The following is a 26,275-nucleotide window of genomic DNA, read 5'->3' as shown; positions in this document are numbered from 1 at the left end:
ATGGGATTATTTTACTTGAAAATAATGGCCTATTAGCTAATAACTATTTGAATTACCTGAGAATATATAATTATGTTAACAAAATTACTGACTAAAGTTTTTGGTAGCCGTAATGACAGAACTCTGCGTCGTTTGCGTAAAGAAGTTGAAAAAGTCAATCGACTTGAACCTGAGTTTGAAAAACTGAGTGATGAAGAACTTAAAGCAAAAACTCAAGAATTTCGTGAGCGCTTAAAGAAAAATGAAAGCTTAGATAGCATTATTCCTGAAGCATTTGCAACCGTCCGTGAAGCAAGTAAACGTGTCTTTGGGATGCGCCATTTTGATGTGCAGTTAATTGGTGGGATGGTTTTAAATGAACGTTGTATTGCTGAAATGCGTACAGGTGAAGGTAAAACATTAACGGCTACTCTACCTGCTTATTTGAATGCCCTCAGTGGTAAAGGCGTTCACGTTGTTACAGTAAACGATTACTTAGCAAAACGTGATGCTGAAAATAACCGCCCACTCTTTGAATTTTTAGGGTTATCGGTTGGTATCAACTTACCGGGTATGCCTGCACCAATGAAGCGTGAAGCTTATGCGGCTGACATTACTTACGGTACAAACAATGAATTTGGTTTTGACTATTTGCGTGACAACATGGCTTTTAGCCCAGAAGAACGTGTTCAGCGTAAACTCAATTATGCACTTGTGGATGAGGTTGACTCAATCCTTATTGATGAAGCGCGTACTCCACTAATTATATCGGGACCTGCGGAAGATAGCTCTGAGCTGTATAAAAAAGTGGATAAGCTGATCCCTAATTTAGTTCGTCAAGAGAAAGAAGACTCTGACACTTTCCAAGGTGAAGGCCACTTTTCTATTGATGAAAAATCTCGCCAAGTCACTATCACAGAACGCGGTTTGGTCCTAATTGAACAACTGTTATCTGAAGAAGGGCTGATGGAAGAAGGTGAATCGTTATATTCTCCGTCTAATATTATGCTGATGCACCATGTTATGGCAGGCTTACGCGCTCACGCACTCTTTACCCGTGATGTCGATTATATTGTAAAAGATGGCCAAGTTATTATTGTTGACGAACATACGGGTCGTACAATGGAAGGTCGTCGTTGGTCAGATGGTTTGCATCAAGCGGTTGAAGCAAAAGAAGGTGTGGAAATTCAAAATGAAAACCAAACTTTGGCTTCGATTACCTTCCAAAACTATTTCCGTTTATATGACAAATTGGCGGGGATGACAGGTACTGCGGATACTGAAGCATTCGAATTTAGTTCTATCTATAAACTAGATACCATTGTTATCCCAACTAACCGCCCTATGGTGCGTAAAGATTTACCTGATTTAGTTTATATGAATGAGGCAGATAAATTTGATGCAATTATTGAAGATATTCGTGAAAGAACGGCAAATGGTCAGCCTGTGCTCGTTGGTACAATCTCAATTGAGAAATCTGAGCTTATTTCTAATGCATTGAAAAAAGCTAAAATTGACCATAATGTTTTGAACGCCAAATTCCATGCGATGGAAGCGGATATTATTGCTAATGCGGGTCAATCTGGCGCGGTAACAATCGCAACAAACATGGCCGGACGTGGTACTGATATCATGTTAGGCGGAAGCTGGCAGTCTGAAGTCGCTAGTTTAGAAAATCCAACTCAAGAGCAAATTGACGAAATTAAAGCTGCTTGGAAACTACGCCATGATGCAGTATTGGCAGCAGGTGGTTTACATATTATTGGTACAGAGCGCCACGAATCTCGTCGTATTGATAACCAGTTGCGCGGACGTGCTGGTCGTCAAGGGGATGCAGGTTCATCACGTTTCTATCTCTCAATGGAAGATGCATTAATGCGTATTTTTGCATCTGACAGAGTGACGGGAATGATGCGTAAGTTAGGTATGAAACCTGGGGAAGCAATTGAACATCCATGGGTTACCAAAGCAATTGCGAATGCGCAGCGTAAAGTTGAAAACCGTAACTTTGATATTCGTAAACAGCTTCTTGAATATGATGATGTAGCAAGTGATCAACGTCGTGCTATTTATACTCAACGTAATGAGTTGCTCGATGGTGGTGATATCAAAGAAACGGTTGATAGCATCCGTGAAGATGTCTTTACTTCAACATTGGATATCTATATTCCACCACAATCACTTGAAGAAATGTGGGATATTGAAGGGCTGCAAAAACGCTTAGTAAATGACTTTGACTTACATTTACCCATTAAAGAATGGTTGGATAAAGAACCTGAGCTTCATGAAGAAACATTGCGTGAACGTATCATGGCTAAAGCATTAGAAGTTTACCAACAAAAAGAAGAAATTGTTGGTGTTGAAATGATGCGTAACTTTGAAAAAGGTGTCATGTTACAAACGCTGGATACTTTGTGGAAAGAGCATTTGGCATCAATGGATTACCTGCGTCAAGGTATTCACTTACGCGGTTATGCTCAAAAAGATCCAAAACAAGAATATAAACGTGAATCTTTTAATATGTTCGCGAATATGTTGGAAACGTTAAAATACGAAGTTATTAGCACACTTTCTAAAGTTCAAGTTCGTTTACCAGAAGAAGTGGAGCAATTAGAGCAGCAACGTAAAGAAGAAGCTGAACGTTTAGCGAAGAAACAGCAATTGAGCCATGATTCAGGTGATGAATCATTGATGTCTGAAGCTGAAGCTAAAATTGCAACTCAAGGTCATAAAATTGGTCGTAATGATCCTTGTCCTTGTGGTTCAGGTAAAAAATATAAACAATGTCATGGTAAATTAAAGTAATTATTAATGACTTATGATTGATTTAAATAATAGGCGGGATATTCCCGCCTTGTTTTATCAGTCAAATTAATTTATTAACTTTCCTTGGTGATTTTTAAAATGTATCCAAAATTATCTTCAAATAATGTGTTTGAAGATAATTTGTGATGATTGTTTCCTGCCTTATTTATTGAAGAAATTATGAAAAAAAAACATCTTTATATAGCTGCTGGGATTATCCGTAATAGTAATGAAAAAATATTCATTACAGAACGTCCTGATGGAACACATATGGCTGGCTTTTGGGAGTTTCCTGGCGGAAAGCTAGAAACTAGTGAAAAACCAGAAGAAGCATTAGTGCGTGAACTTGAAGAAGAAGTTGGTATTATTGTGACTGAATGCGAGCTTTTTCATTGTGTAGAACATGAATTTGATGAGCGCCATGTAACTATTTATTTTTACATAGTTTCTGCATGGAATAACGAGCCTTATGGAAGAGAAGGGCAAAGAAGTCGTTGGATAGACCAGAACGATTTGGTGGCTGAAGAGTTTCCTCCTGCCAACCGCATTATTGTTGATATGTTAAAACATAAATAAAAATCGATATAGAGATAGCAATTCTCTTCGTTTATAACAACCATAATCCGGAATTGCTCTATCTTATGATTTCTTACTTAATTAATACTTACTTAAAATAATATAAGTTGAATAATACAACTTTTATTATCAATGACTTTAGTACATGTCACTGAAATAGCGAATAGCAAGATTTAATTAAATGCGAACACATATTGTATTGAAGTTTTTTATTCCATACACGTTTTTCGCATCTAATTTTTGTATGAATTCTTTTACTTTAAAAACAATATTTATCTCAAAGACAATCAGCTAAAAATGATAAATAGTGTTAATGCGCTACTTTATGATGTTATTATTAATCATCAGGTTGCTCACTCCAAACATCACTTTCGGAAATATCACTTCTACTTTCTATGCGCTTTTCTTCCGCAGCCCATTCCCCAAGATCGATAAGCTGACAACGCTTACTACAAAATGGTCGAAATTGACTTTTTTCTTCCCATACAACTGGTTTTTGGCAGGTTGGGCAATTTACTATAATTTGTTCGCTCATAGGTTTCTTCTTACTTAAATTAGCAGCAGGATAATTCAAAAGACATTTTTGCAGGTACAATACCATTTTCACTGTCAATGTGAAGAAAACGAATTGCAAATCGTGTTTTATGACCTGAAATTTGAGGGAATATTAGCTGGTCAGCCGGTAAACCAACTCTCAGTAATTCTTTATCTTCGACAATATCTTGGTAAAAACCATTATGGGCTTCTTGTGTTTCAAACGAACCAGACTGGCGAAGTAGATTTAAAATAGTATCTAATGCATCTTTTAATGGTTGAAGACCTTGTAGCCAAGAGCTAATTACATTGTCTCGTTGTTCTTGCGGCATATTTAACCATAATTGAAATGCAGGGAGATCAAAACTACAGCATCCGCCAGGAATACTTAAACGTTGGCGAACCATACTAATAATTTTATCACTTCTTAGTTTTTGACCAAACCGTGGTGCAGAAATCAGCTCTTGCGTTTTATCAGCCAGATCTTTAAGCAATATGGTAATGAGTTCGTTATCAACATTGGGAACTTCAGCCCATGTAGCTAAGCGCTTACGATGTTTTTCAAGATCTTTGATAAGATCGGAGCGAATTTCGCCCCTATCAAGTATTTCAATGAGTTCAGAAACAGACCGAAAAAAAGCAACACCAGATGTGTAGGATGTAATGTGACTTAATTCGTAGACTTGCTGTAGTAATGTCTCGAGGCGTAACCATGAACGGGTTTTTTCATTCAATGGATATTCATAAATGATAAAGTCAGTTGTGTTTGGCTCACTCATACCGAATTCCTATTTTTCTTTTGTGCTAATATAATGTAATTCTCATGTAGTTTTGCGACTTTGTCTGCAATATTTAATTCACCGTCATGGTTGGTGATAACATCATCTGCATATGATAAGCGTTTTTCTCGACTTGATTGAGCATTTAAAATACTTATCACATGTTCTTCGCTTACATTATCTCTTTGGATTGTTCGTTTAAGTTGTTCATCTGGCGTAACGTCGACAACAAGTATTCTATCAGCTAAATGCGTTAGATTATTTTCAATTAATAGAGGAACAACCCATAAAACATAAGCGCTGTTAGATTTCTGTAGTTGATTTTGTGTTTTTTGCTGAATGAGAGGATGAAGTAGCGCATTTAACCACTTTTTTTCCGTATCATCAGAAAATATGATTTGTCTAAGACGCTCTCGATTAAGGGAACCGTCAGAAGAAAGAATGCTGGGGCCAAAGTGGCTTATAATAGCACCTAGAGCAGGTGTGTTTGGTTGAACGACTTGTCGAGCAATGATATCTGCATCAACAATTTCAATCCCGAGTTTTGCAAATTCATTGGCTATTGTGGTTTTACCGCTACCAATTCCACCTGTAAGAGCAACTATATAAGCCATAATCTTGTTCACATATGTAAAAGTAGACTAGGTTACACCGATTTCCGATGTTTGTCTCTATTCCATACTTTTCACCATTATTAATAAGCCTCCTTAATTGTAATAAGTTTTTTCTATCAAAAGCGAGAAAATTACATTTAAATCAAAAATTAAATTCCGGTTATTACATTTCCTAAATTAAATATAGGCAGATACATTGCTAACATGAGTGTACCAACGATAAAAGCCATACATAGCAATAGTATTGGTTCTAAATTTTTGAGTGTTTTGTCTGTTTGTAATACATATTGTTCTGAAAAATAATCAAATAGGTATTTTGTAAAATGAGGTAATTGACCTGATTCTTCAGCTATAGAAAGTAACTGTGTAGCAATTTTAGGAAAAAATTGACTATTTTTAACAGCATTAGATAATGAATTTCCGCGAATAACGGAATCATGAATAATAATCGTTTCTTTGTTAAAAATTGGATTATGAACAGCTTTAGTTGTACATTTTAAGCATTCATTTAAATTTAATCCAGCTTGTAATGTTGAATATAATGTTAGAAAATAGATATTGATATTACTCAGTTTAATTAATCTATTAACTAATGGGATAAAGTGAATAAACTTAGAAAAAAGAATAGATAAGTGTTGTTTGAATTTAAAACAAAAAATCAATATGAAGGATATTAAAAGTACAATGGTTGATAGATGATTAATTAGAGAGTTTGATAAATAGATCATCCATTTGGTTAATATTGGAAGTTCTTGTTGAAAACTTTCATAGACACTCTTAAATTGCGGTAGAACAAAAATCAACATAATATAAATTAAAATAGTAGAAAAACAGAGTAAAGTTATTGGGTACCTTAAAGCTTTTCGTATATGTTGATTGGTCTTTTTTTGATTTTCTAAAATTTCAACTATGATATGGAAATTATCCTCATATTGTCCTGTGTTCTCGGCAATTTTAATTAAACTTATAATTGTATTATTAAAAATAATAGGCTGTTTTTTTAATGAGTCAGTAAGGTTGTTACCTTGTTCAAGATCCCTTATTGCAGTGAATATTAGCTTTTTCCAAAAAGGTAAATGACAATTTTCGTTTAATATATTTAAACATTGTAATAAGCTTATTCCTGATGATACTAATGTACTGAGTTGATGGAAAAAATGAATCCTATAATCAATGTTTTTTGAGTTTAAAATAAATATAGCATTTAGAGTTATCTTGATCGGAGTTTGTCTAAGTTCTAAAATTTCAAAATAAGCATATTTTTTATTTTTACTTACTATGGTGTCACGAATGATAGAATTATCATTAAGCAATGCTGTATATGAGTAGATAAACATTAAATTGCTTCCCCTTTTCCTGTAATGGAGTAGAGTTCTTGTAAAGTCGTTTCACCAGATTCCACTAAATTTAAACCATATTGAAAAAGTGTTATAAAATCAGGTGTACCTGTTTTTCCACTAGAAAAAACAGATGTGATAGCATCGCCATTAATGTGCTCATAAATTGCGGTTCTTCCCATGAATCCTGCAAAACACAGTTCACATCCTTTAGAAGACCACTCATTGATCATGACATTCTCATTTAAAACAACTTCTTTTGGGTGAGTTTCCTTACAATTAGGGCATAATTTACGAACCAATCTTTGTGCAATGACCATTTTCAAGCAAGAACTTAATTGAGTTTTATCAATACCTAATTGTTGCATGCGCTCAATAGCGCTGAATGTGCAATTAGTATGTAATGTTGATAAGACTAAATGGCCTGTTTGTGCCGCTCGCGTTGCAATTTGAGCAGTTTCCTCATCGCGAATTTCTCCTATCATAATAATATCGGGATCTTGCCGGAGTAATGCGCGTAATATATGGGCGAAATTCATGCCGTTTTTATCATTTACTTGAACTTGGTTTATTCCTTGTAACGGAATTTCAATAGGATCTTCGATAGTGGATATATTACGCGATGAATGATTCAGATATTCCAAAGCACTATAAAGAGTCACTGTTTTCCCACTGCCTGTTGGCCCAGTTACTAAAATTAAACCTTGTGGCTGCATAAGATTATTTTTTAAGTTTTGTAATAACGTTGTACACATGCCTATTTGTTCAAGTGAGTATTTGAGTTGGGTACTGAGTATTCGTAAAACGAGTTTTTCTCCATAAAGAATCGGAATCGTTGAGATACGAATACCATAATGTTGATTATCACAGTACCAAGTCATTTGCCCATCTTGGGGTAATCTTTTTTCAGCAATATTCATTTTTGATAGTATTTTAATTCGTGCGACAATTTCATTATTGATTTCAATTGGCGGAGAAGGGATAAAATAGAGCTTTCCATCAACTCGTAAGCGGATTTTTATACCTTGCTTTGTTGGTTCAATATGAATATCTGAAGCGCGTTTTCGTACCGCAGATTTTAACATCTCTTCTACAAAGTCGACTGCGGGTGAAGATGTATTTAATTGCTCATTTTCATCTGGATTATATGCGGGTTCAGGTTCCTGAATTTCTTCATACTTTTGATTAAAATAATGGTCAATTTTTTCTTTTGGCCATATATCATAACAAACAGGCACACTGGCAATAAACCGTAAAGTAGCAAGAATATTATCTTCAGGTTTTTTAGATAGCGCTATTGATAAGCGCTTTTCATTATAATCAACAATAATAATATAATGTTTGTCACAAATATTTTTTAATTCTTTGAATATAAATTGTGTTTCCCTGGTGTTTATCATTTATTATTTAACCTTCATTAAAATACAAATGTTTTTTCACATAATTCTTTTTGTTTTTCATCTTTGCTTTTGCATAAAACTTCCCATCTAAACGGTGTGTTATTATTTGAAATAATGGGGGTCAATGTTACAGATAGTCCTAATAAACTTTTATCTGCACTAAAGGTTATTATGCCAGATTTAACGTCTATAGATTTAATATATTTACCTTTTAAATCAATAGGGATATTTTCAATCCCGGCATTACACCCCGATACTGTTCCTCTATTAAAAGAACAAATCTCAATACCATTTTTATAAGGTAAAATAGTCTGAAGTGTATCTGTTATTGCCGCTTTTTGCATATAGCTTTGATATCCTGGGATCGCAATGGCACTTAGTATAGAAATAATTGCTATTACAATCATTATTTCGATTAAAGAAAATCCTTTTTGGTTCATATTTATCTCCTTGTTAGTTGAGATTTAATTTTTAACGCTTTCATGGCTAATTTAAATGAAGGATAACTCATTTTACAAATAGGTTCGTAATCTTAAAATAAAAAAAGGATAACATTACATTTTTTTGCGAGTATGTTCGCAAATGTAATTCATTATTAAATAAAAATAAAATTAAGACTTTAAATTTATGGATAATCTATAGCATAAAAGGCAGTAAGGCATTATATAATTAATGTTAGCTATATAATTTTTATATTATATAGCTAACTAATTTTAGATTGATTATAAGGAAGTGTAATTAATGAAATTAAATGTGTTCGGTGAGGATATTAATCTGGTGCAATATTATTTAAAAACTGTTGGAATTTTTGCCAATCAAAATAAGGGCCGGGATCTGTTTTACGCCCTGGCGCAATATCACTATGGCCCGTAATATTGTTTTGTAATTCAGGATAAAGGTCTATAAGTGTTTTGGTTAACTTAGCTAACGATTCATATTGTTCAGAAGTAAAAGGTTCAAAGTCTGTTCCTTCTAACTCAATACCAATAGAAAAGTCGTTACATTTCTCTTTTCCTTGATAAGAAGATATACCGGCATGCCAAGCTCTTAAATGAAAAGGAACATATTGAATGATTTGCCCATCACGACGAATTAAACAGTGTGCCGAGACCTTAAGGTGTTTGATTTCTTCAAAAAATGGGTGTTCTGCTGGATTTAGTGTTCCGGTAAATAATTGATTAATATAATTTCCACCAAAATGACCAGGCGGTAAGCTGATATTATGAATAACTAAAAGTGTGGGAGTGATATCTGTAGGGCGCTCATCATGGTATGGTGAAGGTATGTGAACCACATTTTTTAGCCACCCGTTAGATATTGTCATATCTGGTATCATGATAACGTTTCTCTTTATTCCGCTTGTATTCATTATGTTGAGAGAAATAGATTAGCATAGCTGGCAAAGAGTAAAATGCATATTTTGGAGTTTAATGATGGCAACAAGACGTTACGATGAAAATCAGCGAAAAGAAATGTTATTTGAAAGACTTGCATTAGATATTCCCTCTATGGTGAGCACGGCGCTAAAAGAAGATCTTGGGCAGTTCATTGATCTAAAAAATGATATAACAGGGCAATTATTACCATCAGATTCACAAGCTAAAGCAAGAATTATTACTCGTGAAGATGGCGTATTTTGTGGGCAAAAGTGGTTAGAGGAAGTTTTTAAACAACTTGGTGACCAAATCAATATTGTTTGGCATGTAAATGATGGTGATAAAGTTTCGGCTAATCAAGTCTTATGTGAGCTATCTGGTTCATCACAAATATTATTGACTGGTGAAAGAACAGCTTTGAATTTTATTCAGACCTTGTCAGCAGTCTCTACAATTACAGCTAAGTATGTGGAACAGCTAGCAGAGACAAGAGCTAAGTTACTTGATACTCGTAAAACAATTCCCGGATTAAGAACTGCGTTAAAATATGCAGTACTGATGGGAGGAGGGATTAACCACCGCCTTGGTTTATCTGATGCATATTTGATTAAAGAAAATCATATCATTTCCGCAGGATCTATTAACCAAGCAGTTCAATTAGCAAGACAGGCTTATCCTGATGTGCCCATTGAAGTTGAGGTTGAGAATTTAGATGAGCTACTTCATGCAATCAAAGCTGATGTAGATATTGTCATGTTAGATAATTTTACTATCAATATGATGAAAGAAGCTGTCGTTTTGGCTGATAATAAAGCGGCTTTAGAAGTGTCGGGAAATGTGACTCTAGATACCATAAAAGAATTTGCTCAAACTGGTATTGATTTTATTTCCGTAGGAGCATTGACCAAACACATAAAAGCAATGGATCTTTCTATGCGTTTTATAGAACCTACTGTTGAAAATAACGTCAATTAATCATTAGTTTTTCATTAAGATCAAACCAATGAAATTCATTTGGCAAATAATTCAAAGCTTTAGCTAAATATTAGCTTGGAATGAAAGCATAAGTTTTAGCTCCCCCTTTGATGAATAAGAGGGGGCATAATGTTTAATTGATAAGTATGATGTTGAAATAGATAATAATCTAACTTAGTGGGCAAATTTTGCTCTTTTCTTCTTATCACATCACCCAATCTTCCTCTCATTTTCCAATCAAATTGACAAATCTCTGATTAAAAAATGGCTAATTTACTATGAAAAATGGCGAGCTATTTGAATAATTAGGTATTTGATTAATTTATGTTGCTTAAAATATAAACGTTATTTATTTCTATAAAAAACAATATCCATATAAATGCAATTAAGTTGCATAATAATTCATATCAATTGTGGCTATATCGTTTCAGTTTACTGTATTTAAGAATATTAATACGATTTTATTGTTAAAATAGGGTACGAGAAGTGGCGTGATTAGTTATCAAATTATGCTAAATTTTAAAAAAATCTGTTAAAATTTGCAGGATTTTATGATTTAGCACAAGGTCTTTATGGACAGTTAGTGAATACTTTGTTACTTTATAATCCCATAGAAAAATTGGTATTACCAATTAACACTGGTTAATACGCAATCAATAATTAATCAAAATAAATATGGCAGGTTATGGCTTACGGTAAAATTCGCCAACCAAAATTATCTGATGTGATTGAGCAGCGTCTTGAACACCTTATCTTTGAGGGAACATTACGCCCTGGAGAGAAGTTACCTCCTGAACGCGAGCTTGCAAAACAGTTCGATGTTTCCCGTCCATCAGTGCGTGAGGCTATCCAAACGCTAGAAGCCAAAGGTCTTTTATCTCGTCGTCAAGGTGGTGGTACTTTTGTTCAAAAGCAAATGTGGCAGAGTTTTAGTGACCCGTTAGCTGAACTGCTTGCCGGCCATCCAGAATCTCAATTTGATCTCCTTGAAACTCGTCATGCTCTTGAAGGAATTGCGGCTTATTATGCAGCATTACGTGGTACTGATGAAGATTTAGATCGTATTCGACAAAGCTATGAATTAATTAAAAAAGTTCAACAAAGTGGTGATATTGATGCAGAATCTGACGCTGTTTTGCAGTATCAGCTTATTGTGACTGAAGCCGCTCATAATGTGGTGATATTGCACTTGTTGAGCTGTATGACGCCGATGTTAGAACAAAATATCCGTCAAAATTTTGAGTTTTTATATACCCGTAAAGAAATGTATACCGCAGTGAGTGAACATCGCGCACAAATTTTCTCCGCTATAATGGCGAGAGAACCTGAAAAAGCGCGCGAAGCTTCTCATCGTCATTTGGCTTTTATTGAAGAGCTACTTTTGGATATGAGCCGAGAACAAACAAGACGAGAGCGCTCTTTACGTAGGTTACAGCAACATCCTGAATTGAAAAATTAGTAATACAGATACCTGACTGCTGCGTCTGTATTATGGTGATGATCCTCTTTTGAGGGTTTTAGCGGCAATACCAGCAGGGCCTATCTTCCCGCTATTTTGGGGTTGATTGATAAGTAGAGTAGCGTGGAGATAGGCTCCACATAAACATTAAAAAACAGATAACAGATAAGGAATACACCATGTCAGATATGTTGAAAAATGACGTGGACCCGATTGAAACTCGCGACTGGCTACAGGCGATTGAATCGGTCATCCGTGAAGAAGGTGTTGATCGTGCTCAGTTCATTATTGATCAAGTATTGAATGAAGCGCGTAAAGGCGGCGTTAATATTGCTGCTGGTGCATCTAATAGTTCTGATTACATCAACACTATTGCTGTTGAAGATGAGCCTGCATACCCTGGCAACATGGATTTGGAGCGCCGTATTCGTTCCGCAATTCGTTGGAACGCAGTAATGACTGTACTGCGCGCCTCTAAAAAAGATTTAGAACTGGGTGGCCATATGGCTTCTTACCAGTCTGCTGCAACTTTGTATGAAGTTTGCTTTAACCATTTCTTCCGCGCTCATAACAATAATGATGGCGGAGATTTAGTATTCTTCCAAGGTCATATCTCTCCAGGCATTTATGCTCGTGCATTCCTCGAAGGCCGTTTAACTGAAGAACAATTGAACAACTTCCGTCAAGAAATTGATGGTAAAGGCCTATCTTCTTATCCGCACCCTAAACTAATGCCTGAATTCTGGCAGTTCCCAACAGTCTCTATGGGATTAGGTCCGATTAATGCAATTTATCAAGCTAAGTTTTTAAAATATCTTGATAACCGTGGTCTGAAAGATACTTCAAACCAACGTGTTTATGCCTTCCTTGGTGATGGTGAGATGGATGAGCCAGAATCTAAAGGCGCGATTACTATCGCAACTCGCGATAAGTTAGATAACTTAGTCTTTGTTATTAACTGTAACTTGCAACGTTTAGATGGTCCTGTTACGGGTAATGGCAAAATTGTTAACGAACTTGAAGGCATCTTTAGTGGTGCTGGTTGGCAAGTTATCAAGGTTATGTGGGGCGACCGTTGGGACGAGCTACTGCGTAAAGATACTAGCGGTAAACTTGTTCAACTGATGAATGAAACCGTTGATGGTGACTACCAAACATTTAAATCACGTGATGGCGCTTATGTCCGTGAGCACTTCTTCAATCGCTATCCAGAGACAGCTGCATTAGTTAAAGATATGACTGATGATGAGATCTGGGCTCTGAACCGTGGTGGTCATGATCCTAAGAAAGTGTATGCTGCATTTAAAAAAGCACAAGACACTAAAGGTAAACCAACTGTTATCCTAGCTCAAACCATCAAAGGTTATGGTATGGGTGAAACTGCAGAAGGTAAAAATATTGCTCACCAAGTGAAGAAAATGAACATGGATGGCGTTCGTCATTTCCGTGATCAATTCAATGTTCAAGTTACGGATGAACAACTAGAACAACTGCCATATGTTACTTTCGAAAAAGACTCTGAAGAATACAAATATCTTCATGAGCGTCGTCAAGCATTAGGTGGTTATTTACCCGCTCGTCGTCCTAAATTTGATGAGAAATTGGATGTTCCTGCACTGTCAGATTTCAGCCAATTACTTGAAGAGCAATCTAAAGAAATTTCAACAACGATTGCATTTGTTCGTGCATTGAACGTAATGTTGAAAAACAAATCAATCAAAGAGCGTTTAGTCCCAATTATTGCGGATGAAGCACGTACTTTCGGTATGGAAGGTCTGTTCCGTCAAATTGGTATCTATAGCCCTAAAGGCCAGCAGTATACGCCTCAGGATCGTGAGCAAGTTGCTTACTATAAAGAAGATTCTAAAGGACAAATTCTGCAAGAAGGTATCAACGAATTGGGCGCAGGTTCATCTTGGTTAGCAGCTGCAACATCATACAGCACTAACAACTTCCCAATGATCCCATTCTATATCTACTACTCTATGTTCGGTTTCCAACGTATTGGTGACTTAATGTGGGCAGCAGGCGATCAACAAGCACGTGGCTTCTTGATTGGTGGGACTTCAGGTCGTACAACACTAAACGGTGAAGGTTTGCAGCATGAAGATGGCCATAGCCATATTCAATCACTGACTATTCCTAACTGTCTTTCTTATGATCCAGCTTATGCTTATGAAGTTGCTGTTATTATGCAAGATGGTTTAGAGCGCATGTATGGTGAGAAACAAGAAAACGTTTATTACTACATCACTACGCTGAATGAAAACTATCACATGCCAGCAATGCCAGAAGGCGTGGAAGAAGGTATCCGTAAAGGTATCTATAAACTAGCTTCTATTGAAGGTAAGAAAGGTAAAGTTCAGCTGCTAGGTTCAGGTTCAATGATGCGTCATGTTCGTGATGCTGCTGACATCCTATCGACTGAATATGGTATTGGTTCTGATGTGTATAGCGTTACTTCATTCACTGAATTGGCGCGTGATGGCCAAGATTGTGAGCGTTGGAATATGCTGCACCCAGCACAAGAACCACGTGTGCCATATGTTGCTCAAATTATGAATGAAGCACCAGCAGTTGCATCAACTGACTATATGAAACTGTTTGCAGAACAAATTCGTACTTTCGTACCAGCAAGCGATTATCGCGTATTAGGTACTGATGGTTTCGGCCGTTCTGATAGCCGTGAAAATCTACGTCACCACTTCGAAGTAGATACATCATATATCATTGTTGCAGCATTAGGTGAATTGGCTAAACGTGGTGAGATTGATGTGAAAGTCGTTGAAGAAGCGATTAAAAAATACAACATCAATCCAGAAAAAGTTAACCCGCGTCTGGCATAAGAGGTAATAAATCAATGTCTATTGAAATTCAAGTGCCTGATATCGGTGCTGATGAAGTTGAAGTCACCGAAGTTATGGTCAAAGTCGGTGACAAAGTTGAAGCAGAGCAATCTCTGATCACTGTTGAAGGTGATAAAGCTTCAATGGAAGTCCCTTCACCACAAGCGGGTGTTGTAAAGGAAATTAAAATTGCGGTTGGTGACAAAGTCACCACTGGCAAATTGATCATGGTCTTTGAAGATTCAGCAGGGGCAGCAGCACCTACTGAAGCGCCTGCTGCTCAAGCTCCAGCAGCGGCACCTGCGGCAGCAGCTTTGAAAGAAGTTGAAGTACCCGATATCGGTGGTGATGAAGTTGAAGTCACCGAAGTTATGGTCAAAGTCGGTGACAAAGTTGAAGCAGAGCAATCTCTGATCACTGTTGAGGGTGATAAAGCTTCAATGGAAGTTCCAGCACCTTTCGCGGGTACTGTTAAAGAGATCAAAATTGCATCAGGTGATAAAGTTAAAACTGGTTCACTGATCATGGTCTTTGAAGTTGCGGGTGCAGCAGCACCGGCAGCTCCAGCACCTGCTGCACCAACAGCTTCTGCAATTAAAGATGTTAACGTACCTGATATTGGTGGCGATGAAGTTGAAGTCACTGAAATCATGGTTAAAGTTGGTGATAGCGTTTCAGCTGAACAGTCTATTATTACTGTTGAAGGTGATAAAGCTTCAATGGAAGTTCCAGCACCTTTCGCGGGTACTGTTAAAGAAATTAAGATCGCAGTTGGTGATAAAGTTAAAACAGGTTCACTAATTATGACTTTTGAAGTTGCGGGCGCGGCACCAGCGGCAGCTCCAGCAGTTTCTGCTCCAGCACCTGCTGCGGCTCCTGCTCCGACAGCAGCACCAGCAGCCAAAGTAGCTGATAGCAAAAATGAATTTGTTGAAAATGATGCATACATCCATGCAACACCTGTTATTCGCCGCTTAGCTCGCGAATTTGGTGTTAACCTTTCTAAAGTGAAAGGAACTGGACGTAAAGGCCGTATTCTGCGTGAAGACGTACAAGTTTATGTCAAAGAAGCCGTTAAACGTGCTGAATCTCCAGCAGCTGCAACTGGCGGTGGTTTGCCGGGTATGTTGCCATGGCCTAAAGTGGATTACAGCAAGTTTGGTGAAGTTGAAGAAGTTGAACTTGGCCGTATCCAGAAAATTTCAGGTGCAAACCTGAGCCGTAACTGGGTTATGATCCCGCACGTTACATTGATGGAAGAAGTTGATACCACTGAAGTTGAAGAATTCCGTAAACAGCAAAATAAAGAAGCTGAGAAGAAACAACTTGGTGTTAAGATCACGCCTCTTGTCTTTGTGATGAAAGCAGTTGCTCGTGCACTGGAAGAAATGCCACGTTTCAACAGCTCTATTTCTGAAGATGGACAACGCCTATTCATGAAAAAATATATCAATATTGGTATTGCTGTTGATACACCTAATGGCTTGGTTGTTCCTGTCTTTAAAGATGTGAACAAAAAAGGCATTTTAGAACTGTCTCGTGAATTGATGGAAGTTTCTAAGAAAGCACGTGCTGGTAAACTGACTGCATCTGATATGCAAGGTGGTTGTTTCACAATCTCTAGCCTTGGTGGTATCGGAACAACTGGTTTTGCACCAATTGTTAACGCGCCAGAAGTTGCAATCATGGGTCTGTCACGTTCTTCTATCAAACCTATTTGGAATGGCAGTGAGTTCGTACCACGCTTGATTCTACCTATGTCTCTTTCATTCGACCACCGTGTAATTGATGGCGCTGATGGCGCTCGTTTCATCACACTTGTTGGTCAATTGATGAGCGACATTCGCCGTCTGGTGATGTAATAAATAAGGCCGGCTAATTAGCCGGTCTGCTTTATTTAGGTTGAGGTAAAATTTTTTACTGTTCATCCGAAACGTTGGGAGTTACATCACGCAATCAGCCTTTTCAGGGTGTTAACAATTCGGTAAACTGCTCGTGTGTGTACTTCCGGTGGAATAATTCGTTTTTTCGGCGGCCCGCTGGACAAAACAAAAAGAGGTCATGATGAGTACTGAAATTAAAGCTCAAGTCGTTGTGCTTGGTGCAGGCCCTGCAGGGTATTCTGCTGCTTTCCGTTGTGCTGACTTAGGCTTAGAAACAGTTTTAGTTGAACGTTATTCCACTCTAGGTGGGGTTTGTTTAAACGTAGGTTGTATTCCTTCTAAAGCACTATTGCATGTTGCAAAAGTTATTGAAGAAGCTAAAGCATTAGCTGAACATGGTATTGTTTTTGGCGAACCAAAAACAGATATCTCTAAAGTTCGCGTGTGGAAAGAGAAAGTTATTAATCAGCTGACAGGTGGTTTGGCTGGTATGGCTAAAGGCCGTAAAGTTCAGGTCGTTAATGGTACTGCTAAATTTACTGGTGCGAATACATTAGTCGTTGAAGGTGAAAACGGTAACACAACTATCAACTTCGATAATGCTATCATTGCAGCTGGTTCACGTCCTATTCAGTTACCATTTATTCCTCATGAAGACCCACGTATTTGGGATTCAACTGATGCGCTAGAACTGAAAGAAGTTCCAGAGCGTCTATTGGTTATGGGTGGTGGTATCATCGGTCTAGAAATGGGAACTGTGTATCACGCGCTAGGTTCTCAGATTGATGTTGTTGAAATGTTTGACCAAGTCATCCCAGCGGCTGACAAAGATGTTGTTAAAGTCTTTACTAAACAAATCAGCAAAAAATTCAACCTGCTATTAGAAACTAAAGTTACCGCTGTTGAAGCAAGAGAAGACGGTATTTATGTTTCTATGGAAGGTAAAAAAGCGCCAGCAGAACCACAACGCTATGATGCAGTTCTGGTTGCTATCGGTCGTGTACCTAATGGTAAAAACCTTGATGCTGGTAAAGCTGGCGTTGAAGTTGATGATCGTGGATTTATCCATGTTGATAAACAAATGCGCACTAATGTTCCTCACATCTTTGCCATTGGTGACATTGTTGGTCAACCAATGCTTGCTCACAAAGGTGTACATGAAGGTCACGTTGCAGCAGAAGTTATCTCAGGTCTGAAACATTACTTCGATCCAAAAGTGATCCCATCAATTGCTTATACTGAGCCTGAAGTTGCTTGGGTTGGGATGACAGAGAAAGAAGCTAAAGAGCAAAACATTAGCTATGAAGTTGCAACATTCCCATGGGCTGCTTCTGGCCGTGCGATTGCATCTGATTGTTCAGAAGGTATGACCAAGTTAATTTTCGACAAACAATCTAACCGTATTATCGGTGGTGCTGTTGTTGGTGTTAACGGTGGTGAATTACTGGGCGAAATTGGTCTAGCTATCGAAATGGGTTGTGATGCTGAAGATATCGCATTGACTATCCATGCTCACCCAACGCTTTATGAATCAATTGGTATGGCAGCTGAGATCTACGAAGGTAGCATCACTGACTTACCAAACGCGAAAGCGAAAAAGAAAAAATAATGTTTTCTAATTACTGAAATTGAAGAAATCAAAACGGTCTCCATTGTGAGGCCGTTTTTTTTGTCTATTTTTTACAGTAGGACAATAAAATAGCGTATTTTATCGACTCATTTTTATGTTTCTTGAAAGTTGTCATTTTGTTTTATCTAAAAGCACATTTTAATTTGTGATATGAGAAAGGAAAAATCATTAAAGTGAGTGCGTTAACAGAATAAATGCATTATAAAAAGTATGGTTATATCTGTTCTTAATAACTGTTTATTGTTACTTAAGTCAAATATCGATCCATAATTTATGATTAAAGGTCGAAGTCACAAGAGAATGTTACTTTCTTGTGAATGAATTAACATTCCATTTAAATTCTGTTATGCTGGAAGCCCAAAGCTGGACATAATTCTACTGCCATTGAGATTATGCGAGCAAATTCCTCTGACCTGGCACCGGATGATTAGTTTTTCATGATGGTGCAGACAGCCGGGTATATAAATTAAAATGAATTGAGGAGAACGTCGTGCTAGAAGAATACCGTAAGCACGTGGCCGAACGTGCCGCTCAAGGGATTGTCCCTAAGCCATTAGATGCGGCACAAGTCGCTGCACTAGTCGAACTCTTAAAAAATCCACCAAAAGGTGAAGAAGAGTTTCTGTTAGATCTGCTGATTAACCGCGTCCCCCCTGGTGTTGATGAAGCAGCTTATGTCAAAGCCGGCTTTTTAGCCGCTCTCGCGAAAGGTGAAACTACCTCTCCTCTGATTACTCCTGAAAAAGCGGTAGAATTGCTAGGCACAATGCAAGGCGGATACAACATCCATGCCTTGATAGAAGCTTTAGATGACGCAAAATTAGCGCCTATTGCAGCAAAAGCATTAACACATACTCTGTTGATGTTTGATAACTTCTATGATGTAGAAGAAAAAGCCAAGGCAGGCAACGAATATGCTAAGCAAGTTATTGAATCATGGGCAGATGCGAAATGGTTCTTAGAACGCCCTGAACTTGCAGAAAAAATCACTGTAACTGTATTTAAAGTGACGGGTGAGACAAACACAGATGATTTGTCTCCTGCACCGGATGCATGGTCGCGTCCAGATATTCCATTGCATGCGCTTGCAATGTTGAAAAACCCACGTGATGGCATAGAGCCTGATGAAGTTGGTAATGTAGGCCCAATTAAACAAATTGAAGCATTAAGCAAAAAAGGTTTCCCTTTAGCTTATGTTGGTGATGTTGTCGGGACAGGATCTTCCCGTAAGTCTGCAACTAACTCTGTCTTGTGGTTTATGGGCGATGATATTCCATTTGTTCCTAACAAAAAGGGCGGTGGTGTTGTTCTTGGCGGTAAAATTGCACCAATTTTCTTTAATACCATGGAAGATGCGGGTGCACTGCCAATCGAAGTTGATGTTTCCAAACTGAATATGGGTGATGTGATTGATATTTACCCATATAAAGGTGAAATTCGAAATCACGAAACAGGTGAGTTGCTGGAAACATTTGAGCTGAAAACAGATGTTTTAATCGATGAAGTTCGTGCTGGTGGACGTATTCCATTGATTATCGGTCGTGGGTTAACAAGTAAAGCGCGTGAATCTTTAGGCTTAGCAACATCAGATGTTTTCCGTCATGCTAAATCTGTTGAACAAAGTAACAGAGGTTTCTCGCTAGCGCAAAAAATGGTAGGTCGTGCTTGTGGTCATCCAGGGATCCGTCCTGGTGAATACTGTGAGCCGAAAATGACCTCTGTGGGTTCGCAAGATACGACAGGGCCGATGACACGTGATGAGTTGAAAGATTTAGCTTGTCTTGGTTTCTCAGCTGATCTGGTTATGCAATCATTCTGCCATACAGCGGCTTATCCAAAACCTGTTGATGTAACGACTCACCACACGCTGCCTGATTTCATTATGAATCGTGGTGGTGTTTCACTCCGTCCGGGTGATGGTATTATTCACTCATGGTTAAACCGTATGTTACTGCCAGACACAGTTGGTACGGGCGGTGACTCGCATACGCGTTTCCCAATAGGGATTTCTTTCCCAGCAGGTTCGGGGCTAGTTGCCTTTGCGGCGGCAACCGGGGTAATGCCACTGGATATGCCAGAATCTGTTTTGGTACGTTTTAAAGGTGAAATGCAGCCGGGGATCACTTTACGTGATTTAGTCCATGCTATCCCGCTATATGCTATCAAAGATGGCTTGCTCACTGTTGAGAAGAAAGGTAAGAAAAATATTTTCTCAGGCCGTATTCTAGAGATTGAAGGCTTGCCAGAACTCAAAGTAGAACAAGCATTTGAATTAGCGGATGCTTCAGCGGAACGTTCAGCTGCGGGTTGTACAATTAAGTTAGACAAAGCACCTATTATTGAGTATCTACAATCCAATATTGTGTTGCTGAAGTGGATGATTTCAGAAGGTTATGGTGATCGTCGTACACTTGAGCGCCGTATTAAAGGCATGGAAAATTGGTTAGCAGATCCGCAACTTCTTGAAGCTGATGCAGACGCAGAATATGCAGCGGTTATTGAAATTGATTTAAATGAAATCAAAGAGCCTATCTTGTGTGCGCCAAATGACCCTGATGATGCGCGTTTATTGTCTGATGTACAAAACGAAAAAATTGATGAAGTTTTCATCGGTTCTTGTATGACAAATATTGGGCATTTCCGTGCGGCTGCTAAGTTGCTTGATCAGCACAAAGGGCAATTACCAACTCGCTTATGGGTTGCACCACCGACGAAGATGGATGCGGCACAATTAACTGAAGAAGGTTATTATAGCGTGTTTGGTAAGAGTGGGGCGCGTATTGAAGTCCCTGGTTGCTCTTTATGTATGGGTAACCAAGCCCGTGTTGCTGATGGCGCAACTGTAGTTTCGACATCAACACGTAACTTCCCGAATAGATTAGGTACAGGTGCCAATGTGTTCTTAGCATCTGCGGAACTTGCAGCTGTTGCTTCTCTATTAGGCCGCCTACCAACACCATCTGAATATTTACAGTTTATGGATAAAGTGGATGAAACAGCTGCCGATACTTATCGGTATCTGAATTTTGATCAGCTTGAACAATATACTGAAAAAGCAGATAGTGTGATTTTCCAAACAGCAGTTTAATTTCTCGTTAAAATGTTTTGCAAGGCTCCCAAACGGGAGCCTTTTTCGTTTTAGTGACTATCGCTATTTGGAGTTTATCTTGGTTTGTAATATAAATATTTTTCATCACAATTGGATTTGTTTCTTGTTGAATTATATAAATTATATAAAAACCGTCGACATAGCCGAGTAAGTTGACTAGATTACTCAAATAGATTCTTTGGTGAAAAGAATATTTTTTAGTTGAAAGAACTGATCGCTAATACTATTTATCATTTCTTTCTTTTTCATTCGTGATGCCATTCCAAGTAGACGTTATTTTGGAAATATGAGTATGAGGTAATTTATGGAATATCAATTTTTCCAAGACATTGCAGGCAACATATCTGCTAAATTTTCTATGGATCATGAAGCAGTTGGTTATTGGCTGAATGAAGAAGTTAAAGGGGATTTAAGCCTATTAGATGATATTGAGTCGGGCTATGAATCCATTAAAGGTAGCGAAAAACAGTGGGAATTGATTGGTCATGAATATACATTAATTTTAGATGATGAAGAAGTCATGATCCGGGCGAATCAACTTACTTTTGAAGTTGATGGGCTAGAAGAAGGCATGAGCTATTATGACAATGAAAGTGTGGCTTTTTGTGGGATAGATGATTTTTTAAGCATGACAAATGAATACAAAAGGTTTGTACTTGAAAATAAACAATAAAGATAAAAGTTTATTATAGATGTGTTGCCTATTTTAACAAATTACCGTTATTATCGTTGCTGATTGTATTTTATTGAAAGCCTTTAAATGATAAACGTTGAAGGTGTAAGAATGTCTGTTAATTCGAATTGTAGACAATAAGTTTTTAGTCAACGCAATTCAGTTGTGCCATGAGTAGCCAAAGTCGATGTGATTTAAATGGGTAATCAAGGCAACTTTAATAATTGAAGGCATATATTATTATTTCACAAGTAATTAAATTCTAAGGTAGAGATCATATGAATACTGAAGATGTTACTGGCGCGTTAGATAACGCGACAGGTTGGTTTGCTGCAAATCAGGATCTATTAGTTCAGTATGCCGTAAATATCGTGTCTGCAATTGTCATTCTTATTGTTGGTTTTATATTGGCTAAATGGGCAGGTCGTGTTTTACATCGTTTGATGACAATGCGCGGTATTGACTCAACAGTAAGTGACTTCTTATCTGCGATAGTTCGCTATGCCATTATTGCATTTACGTTGATTGCTGTACTTGGCAAGATTGGCGTGCAAACCGCTTCTGTTATCGCGGTTATTGGTGCTGCTGGTTTAGCGGTTGGTTTAGCATTACAAAACTCATTAGGTAACTTTGCTGCTGGCGTATTGTTGGTGGTCTTTAGACCATTAAAAACGGGAGAATATGTCAAGATTGGTGCAGTAGAAGGAACAGTAAGTAATGTTCAAATTTTCTCTACCACGTTGAGAACTTCTGATGACCGCATCATTGTTATCCCTAATGGTAAAATCATTGGTGATAACATCATTAACGTTACTCGCGAACCGAATCGCCGCACAGATATTATCGTTGGAGTTGCTTACGATTCAGATATTGATGTAGTCAAAAAAGTGCTAGGTGATATTGTTGCAGCTGATAGCCGTATTATGCATGACAAAGGTGTCACTATTCGTTTAAATGAAATGGCGCCTTCATCATTAAATTATCTCGTCCGTTTTTGGACGACAAACGGTGATACTTGGCCCGTATATTGGGATTTGATGGAGAACTTTAAACGCGCTCTTGATAAACACAATATTGGTATTCCTTTCCCACAAATGGATGTTCATTTACACCAACAAGCTCAAGCTGTTGCAAAAAATTCGACTGAAGAGTAAATCCATCCTAATTGCTACATTAAATAAGACGTTCATCTGAACGTCTTATTTTTCATATAACATCTCCCTCAATTATCAATCTTCTAAATAATAAAAATAGCTAATGAGGTATAAGAAGTAATAATTTTTGCTAATAATCTTTTATCGCTAAAATCTGGCTAATTAATATGAATAATTAGTAAGGTTATATGAATGTTTACTGTTTGTTTTCAAGGCGCATTATTAGGTGCTGCAATGATAATTCCGCTGGGGCCTCAGAATGCGTTTGTTTTACAGCAAGGGAGTCGTAAACAATATCACTTAATGAGTGCATTTTTATGCTCACTGAGTGACACAATATTGATTATTGCAGGTGTGTTTGGTGGAAGTGCTCTGCTTAGCCAATCTGAGATATTAACCCAACTCATTACATGGGCAGGCGTTGCATTTTTGAGTTGGTATGGATTTGGGGCTTTTCGCTCAGCCATAAATTACAGTAATCTTGAATTACAAGCAGTTAATCAAGTTGCTACTCGTTTTCGCGTTATTGTGACGTTATTTGCTGTTACTTGGCTAAATCCTCATGTTTATTTAGATACTTTTGTTGTTTTAGGAAGTTTAGGTGGTCAGCTAGAGAGTTCATTACGACCTTGGTTTACTGCTGGCGCATTAACTTCATCATTTATTTGGTTTTTTTCTTTAGCTTTATTAGCTGCGTGGTTTTCTCCTGTATTGAATAAGCCAAATTCTCAGCGCATTATAAACTTTTTTGTGGCTGGTGTTATGTGGTTTATCGCTTTTCAACTGGCTAAACAGGGACTTAATTATTAATAGAAAAATGATTAAGTAATTTCTTATTAATCCGAAATGTACTTTTCTAAGAATGTGTTAAGGTTTAACAGTGTGGGACGTATTTTTTATCCACTTACTATTTTTAGTTATTATTTAGGAGGTCCTGTGAAGTTAAAGTCTCTTGTTCTTGCCGCTATGATGGCGGGTATTGCGGTTCCTGCAATGGCACAAGCCAATCCTCTTCTTGAAGGGCCACATATTACAACTTCAGGTAATGCAGTTGTTAAAGCGGTACCTGATATGGCAACGTTAAATATTAATGTTGAAGTTACTGAAAAGGATGCAGCAGCTGCAAAAGCCGCAGTGGATAAACGAGTTGCTGAATATTTTGAATTTTTAAATAAAAACGGCATTGATAAAAAAGATATTAATGCCGCAAATGTTCGTACTCAGCCTAAATATGAATATAGCAAAAGTGCTGAAAAATCATCAGTTACTGGTTATACCGCAATCCGATCTGTTGAAGTTAAAGTCACTAATTTAGATCAGTTAAATACACTATTGGATGGTGCATTAACGGCTGGCTTAAATGAAATTAACTCGGTGCAGTTTGGTGTGAATAACCCGCAACAATACCGTAATGAAGCACGCGAAAAAGCAATTAAAGATGCGATTGAACAAGCTACTGCATTGGCAAAAGGCTTCAATGTTCAGTTAGGTCCAGTATATAGCATTAATTATCGAGCGCCTGAAGCGGTTCCATATCCAGCTCCAGTGATGAGATTCAATGCTAAAGTTGCAATGAGTGCGGCTCCTGAAAGTGATATTAATGAAACTTACGGGAAGCAAAACATTGATTTTAATGATCAGGTTGATGTTGTTTTTGAATTAAAACGTTAATTTCTAGCATCTAAGCCATTCCGAGTTATTCAGGAATGGCTTAGTGAGATTTTAATAAGAGATTTAGAGGCGCGAGTAACATTCGCAATGTGAATACCATCGCCAATCATATCAGTTAAAAATCAATATCTTCTTCCTGTTTTAACATTTGATGCCCCGTCTTTAATAGCGCATCCGTGACTTTTTTCATAGTACGACTTTCTGGTGCAAACCTGTGCCAATAGAGCATCCGACGCTGGCATAAACCGGGTGTCAAATCAATCAGCTCGCCATTTTTAAGTTCATCAGCAATTTGTAGATGCGGGATCATACAGCACGTTGAACCTTGTTTTGCAAGTTGCACAAAGGCTTCCGAAGAATTAACAATATGACACGGCACACTGCCCGGAGATAAACCAAAGTTTTGTTGTACAAAAGCTTGGTGCATATCATCAAGGTGATCAAACGCAACTGCTGGCGCTTTTAGCAAGGATGAACGCGTAACACCATCAGGGAAATATTGAGCAGCAAAACCGGGTGATGCGACGAAAATATAGTCAAGTGCGCCAAGTTTATCAACCAAACAACCGGGCAATGCTTGGGGCTGTATACTGATGGCACCAACTACTTCACCACGTCTTAAACGTTCTTGTGTACGCGTTTCATCTTCAACTTGAATATTTAAACGAATAGGACTATTGCTCAAAACAGGGTTTAGAGCAGGTAATAGCCATGTTGCAAGGCTGTCGGCATTGACGGCAAGAGAAAGCAGTAAAGGCGTTGAACCACCATTTTCATCACCAAGCCATTGTTCTTCGAGCAATTCTACTTGGTGCAAAAGTGCTAAAAGCTTTTGCCCTTGTTCTGTGGGATGTGGTGGCACAGTACGAACAAGTAATGGTTGACCAAATAGGTTCTCAAGCTGTTTTATACGTTGTGACACAGCAGATTGAGTTATACACAATTTTTGTGCTGCGCGTTCGAATCCTCGTTCACGAATGACAGCATCCAGTGCCTGCAATGCGCGATAATCAGGGCGCTTCATGGGGGAGTGTTCTCCTTGTTGTTATTCTTCTTCTCACTATGACATATTATTGCACAATAACATCCGAAATATGCATTACATTGGATACGCTAGCGGTGATGCGCACAAAAAATTTGCATTATTTCCTGTAGACTTATCTTTTATGTTAAATTCTTTTGTGAAAACAGCAGCAAAAAAGGAAAAAATATCTATCAAATAGGCGGCAAACAATTATTTGCAGTATGATGGATATAGTGCACAAACATGGTGTTCAAAGCTGAACTTGTAAAGTCTTAGGTATATACTACTTATATTATACTCGTCATATATTAGGTTACATATTTATTGGCAGACAATTTGCGGCTTGAGTGACAGAAGCGTTTTGGCTTCTAATGTATTAATTAATCCGTAAGGTTTGAAGCCTTATGTAACCTGAATTAATTGGTGTAAACACTCCTTAAAACTAGCGGAA

General features: G+C 37.8%; 20 protein-coding genes. 12 read left to right on the top strand and 8 right to left on the bottom strand.

Going from position 1 to position 26,275, the window contains the following annotated elements; translation table 11 throughout:
- The first annotated feature begins 72 nt into the window (after window positions 1-72).
- Entirely contained in the window at window positions 73-2,784 is a 2,712-nt protein-coding gene (secA, locus tag OO7_RS12995) for a preprotein translocase subunit SecA (RefSeq protein ID WP_008916383.1), read from the top strand.
- Between the two features lie 180 nt (window positions 2,785-2,964).
- Window positions 2,965-3,360, top strand: a complete 396-nt coding sequence (gene mutT / locus OO7_RS12990) for an 8-oxo-dGTP diphosphatase MutT (protein ID WP_043892906.1) — start codon at window positions 2,965-2,967, stop codon at window positions 3,358-3,360.
- A gap of 337 nt (window positions 3,361-3,697) precedes the next feature.
- Here mutT and yacG read toward each other — a convergent pair whose 3' ends face one another.
- The 7 genes from yacG to ampD form a co-directional block, all read right to left on the bottom strand.
- Window positions 3,698-3,895, bottom strand: a complete 198-nt coding sequence (gene yacG, locus OO7_RS12985; protein WP_008916381.1) for a DNA gyrase inhibitor YacG — start codon at window positions 3,893-3,895, stop codon at window positions 3,698-3,700.
- A 19-nt stretch (window positions 3,896-3,914) separates the two neighbouring features.
- Window positions 3,915-4,673, bottom strand: a complete 759-nt coding sequence (zapD, locus tag OO7_RS12980; protein ID WP_008916380.1) for a cell division protein ZapD — start codon at window positions 4,671-4,673, stop codon at window positions 3,915-3,917.
- Window positions 4,670-5,287 carry a dephospho-CoA kinase gene (gene coaE, locus OO7_RS12975; protein WP_008916379.1) on the bottom strand — a complete coding sequence of 206 codons (618 nt, stop codon included), beginning with the start codon at window positions 5,285-5,287 and terminating at the stop codon, window positions 4,670-4,672. Before coaE ends, zapD begins: the two co-directional genes overlap by 4 nt.
- A gap of 149 nt (window positions 5,288-5,436) precedes the next feature.
- Entirely contained in the window at window positions 5,437-6,624 is a 1,188-nt protein-coding gene (locus OO7_RS12970) for a type II secretion system F family protein (protein ID WP_008916378.1), read from the bottom strand.
- Window positions 6,624-8,024, bottom strand: coding sequence for an ATPase, T2SS/T4P/T4SS family (locus OO7_RS12965; RefSeq protein WP_008916377.1), 1,401 nt, complete (start codon window positions 8,022-8,024; stop codon window positions 6,624-6,626). Before OO7_RS12965 ends, OO7_RS12970 begins: the two co-directional genes overlap by 1 nt.
- A 17-nt stretch (window positions 8,025-8,041) precedes the next feature.
- Window positions 8,042-8,464: a prepilin peptidase-dependent pilin gene (ppdD, locus tag OO7_RS12960; RefSeq protein ID WP_008916376.1), complete on the bottom strand. Its 423-nt coding sequence runs from the start codon at window positions 8,462-8,464 to the stop codon at window positions 8,042-8,044.
- A gap of 329 nt (window positions 8,465-8,793) precedes the next feature.
- A complete protein-coding gene (gene ampD / locus OO7_RS12955) occupies window positions 8,794-9,348 on the bottom strand; it encodes a 1,6-anhydro-N-acetylmuramyl-L-alanine amidase AmpD (protein ID WP_008916375.1) in 555 nt (184 codons plus the stop codon).
- A 109-nt stretch (window positions 9,349-9,457) separates the two neighbouring features.
- Between ampD and nadC the strand changes: the two genes are divergently transcribed.
- The 10 genes from nadC (at window position 9,458) to OO7_RS12900 (ending at window position 24,800) form a co-directional block, all read left to right on the top strand.
- Window positions 9,458-10,375 (top strand): carboxylating nicotinate-nucleotide diphosphorylase, encoded by a 918-nt coding sequence (gene nadC / locus OO7_RS12950; protein WP_008916374.1) that lies wholly within the window; start codon window positions 9,458-9,460, stop codon window positions 10,373-10,375.
- Between the two features lie 685 nt (window positions 10,376-11,060).
- A complete protein-coding gene (gene pdhR, locus OO7_RS12945; RefSeq protein ID WP_008916373.1) occupies window positions 11,061-11,834 on the top strand; it encodes a pyruvate dehydrogenase complex transcriptional repressor PdhR in 774 nt (257 codons plus the stop codon).
- A gap of 179 nt (window positions 11,835-12,013) precedes the next feature.
- Complete coding sequence (gene aceE / locus OO7_RS12940; RefSeq protein ID WP_008916372.1) at window positions 12,014-14,680, top strand: pyruvate dehydrogenase (acetyl-transferring), homodimeric type; 2,667 nt, start codon at window positions 12,014-12,016, stop codon at window positions 14,678-14,680.
- A gap of 14 nt (window positions 14,681-14,694) precedes the next feature.
- The gene (gene aceF, locus OO7_RS12935; RefSeq protein ID WP_008916371.1) at window positions 14,695-16,542 is read left to right on the top strand and encodes a pyruvate dehydrogenase complex dihydrolipoyllysine-residue acetyltransferase; all 1,848 of its coding nucleotides are present in this window, start codon (window positions 14,695-14,697) and stop codon (window positions 16,540-16,542) included.
- A gap of 202 nt (window positions 16,543-16,744) precedes the next feature.
- Entirely contained in the window at window positions 16,745-18,172 is a 1,428-nt protein-coding gene (gene lpdA, locus OO7_RS12930) for a dihydrolipoyl dehydrogenase (protein WP_008916370.1), read from the top strand.
- Between the two features lie 511 nt (window positions 18,173-18,683).
- Window positions 18,684-21,281 carry a bifunctional aconitate hydratase 2/2-methylisocitrate dehydratase gene (gene acnB / locus OO7_RS12925; RefSeq protein ID WP_008916369.1) on the top strand — a complete coding sequence of 866 codons (2,598 nt, stop codon included), beginning with the start codon at window positions 18,684-18,686 and terminating at the stop codon, window positions 21,279-21,281.
- A gap of 325 nt (window positions 21,282-21,606) precedes the next feature.
- Complete coding sequence (locus OO7_RS12915) at window positions 21,607-21,975, top strand: YacL family protein (RefSeq protein WP_008916368.1); 369 nt, start codon at window positions 21,607-21,609, stop codon at window positions 21,973-21,975.
- A 278-nt stretch (window positions 21,976-22,253) separates the two neighbouring features.
- Complete coding sequence (gene mscS, locus OO7_RS12910; RefSeq protein ID WP_008916367.1) at window positions 22,254-23,129, top strand: small-conductance mechanosensitive channel MscS; 876 nt, start codon at window positions 22,254-22,256, stop codon at window positions 23,127-23,129.
- Between the two features lie 192 nt (window positions 23,130-23,321).
- A complete protein-coding gene (gene argO / locus OO7_RS12905) occupies window positions 23,322-23,939 on the top strand; it encodes an arginine exporter ArgO (RefSeq protein WP_008916366.1) in 618 nt (205 codons plus the stop codon).
- 126 nt (window positions 23,940-24,065) lie between these two features.
- Entirely contained in the window at window positions 24,066-24,800 is a 735-nt protein-coding gene (locus tag OO7_RS12900) for an oxidative stress defense protein (protein ID WP_008916365.1), read from the top strand.
- A gap of 115 nt (window positions 24,801-24,915) precedes the next feature.
- Here the strand turns inward: OO7_RS12900 and OO7_RS12895 are convergent, their stop codons facing one another.
- Entirely contained in the window at window positions 24,916-25,824 is a 909-nt protein-coding gene (locus OO7_RS12895) for a LysR family transcriptional regulator ArgP (RefSeq protein ID WP_008916364.1), read from the bottom strand.
- Window positions 25,825-26,275: the final 451 nt, after the last annotated feature.

Source organism: Providencia sneebia DSM 19967 (assembly GCF_000314895.2).
Lineage (GTDB): Bacteria > Pseudomonadota > Gammaproteobacteria > Enterobacterales > Enterobacteriaceae > Providencia > Providencia sneebia.
This window is presented reverse-complemented; position numbering and strand designations above follow the sequence as displayed.

What these genes read in the sequence shown, in the direction of transcription:
- secA (WP_008916383.1), top strand. Translation starts at nt 73, where the DNA reads ATGTTAACAAAATTACTGACTAAAGTTTTTGGTAGCCGTAATGACAGA.
- mutT (WP_043892906.1), top strand. Translation starts at nt 2,965, where the DNA reads ATGAAAAAAAAACATCTTTATATAGCTGCTGGGATTATCCGTAATAGT.
- yacG (WP_008916381.1), bottom strand. Translation starts at nt 3,895, where the DNA reads ATGAGCGAACAAATTATAGTAAATTGCCCAACCTGCCAAAAACCAGTT.
- zapD (WP_008916380.1), bottom strand. Translation starts at nt 4,673, where the DNA reads ATGAGTGAGCCAAACACAACTGACTTTATCATTTATGAATATCCATTG.
- coaE (WP_008916379.1), bottom strand. Translation starts at nt 5,287, where the DNA reads ATGGCTTATATAGTTGCTCTTACAGGTGGAATTGGTAGCGGTAAAACC.
- OO7_RS12970 (WP_008916378.1), bottom strand. Translation starts at nt 6,624, where the DNA reads ATGTTTATCTACTCATATACAGCATTGCTTAATGATAATTCTATCATT.
- OO7_RS12965 (WP_008916377.1), bottom strand. Translation starts at nt 8,024, where the DNA reads ATGATAAACACCAGGGAAACACAATTTATATTCAAAGAATTAAAAAAT.
- ppdD (WP_008916376.1), bottom strand. Translation starts at nt 8,464, where the DNA reads ATGAACCAAAAAGGATTTTCTTTAATCGAAATAATGATTGTAATAGCA.
- ampD (WP_008916375.1), bottom strand. Translation starts at nt 9,348, where the DNA reads ATGACAATATCTAACGGGTGGCTAAAAAATGTGGTTCACATACCTTCA.
- nadC (WP_008916374.1), top strand. Translation starts at nt 9,458, where the DNA reads ATGGCAACAAGACGTTACGATGAAAATCAGCGAAAAGAAATGTTATTT.
- pdhR (WP_008916373.1), top strand. Translation starts at nt 11,061, where the DNA reads ATGGCTTACGGTAAAATTCGCCAACCAAAATTATCTGATGTGATTGAG.
- aceE (WP_008916372.1), top strand. Translation starts at nt 12,014, where the DNA reads ATGTCAGATATGTTGAAAAATGACGTGGACCCGATTGAAACTCGCGAC.
- aceF (WP_008916371.1), top strand. Translation starts at nt 14,695, where the DNA reads ATGTCTATTGAAATTCAAGTGCCTGATATCGGTGCTGATGAAGTTGAA.
- lpdA (WP_008916370.1), top strand. Translation starts at nt 16,745, where the DNA reads ATGAGTACTGAAATTAAAGCTCAAGTCGTTGTGCTTGGTGCAGGCCCT.
- OO7_RS12915 (WP_008916368.1), top strand. Translation starts at nt 21,607, where the DNA reads ATGGAATATCAATTTTTCCAAGACATTGCAGGCAACATATCTGCTAAA.
- mscS (WP_008916367.1), top strand. Translation starts at nt 22,254, where the DNA reads ATGAATACTGAAGATGTTACTGGCGCGTTAGATAACGCGACAGGTTGG.
- argO (WP_008916366.1), top strand. Translation starts at nt 23,322, where the DNA reads ATGTTTACTGTTTGTTTTCAAGGCGCATTATTAGGTGCTGCAATGATA.
- OO7_RS12895 (WP_008916364.1), bottom strand. Translation starts at nt 25,824, where the DNA reads ATGAAGCGCCCTGATTATCGCGCATTGCAGGCACTGGATGCTGTCATT.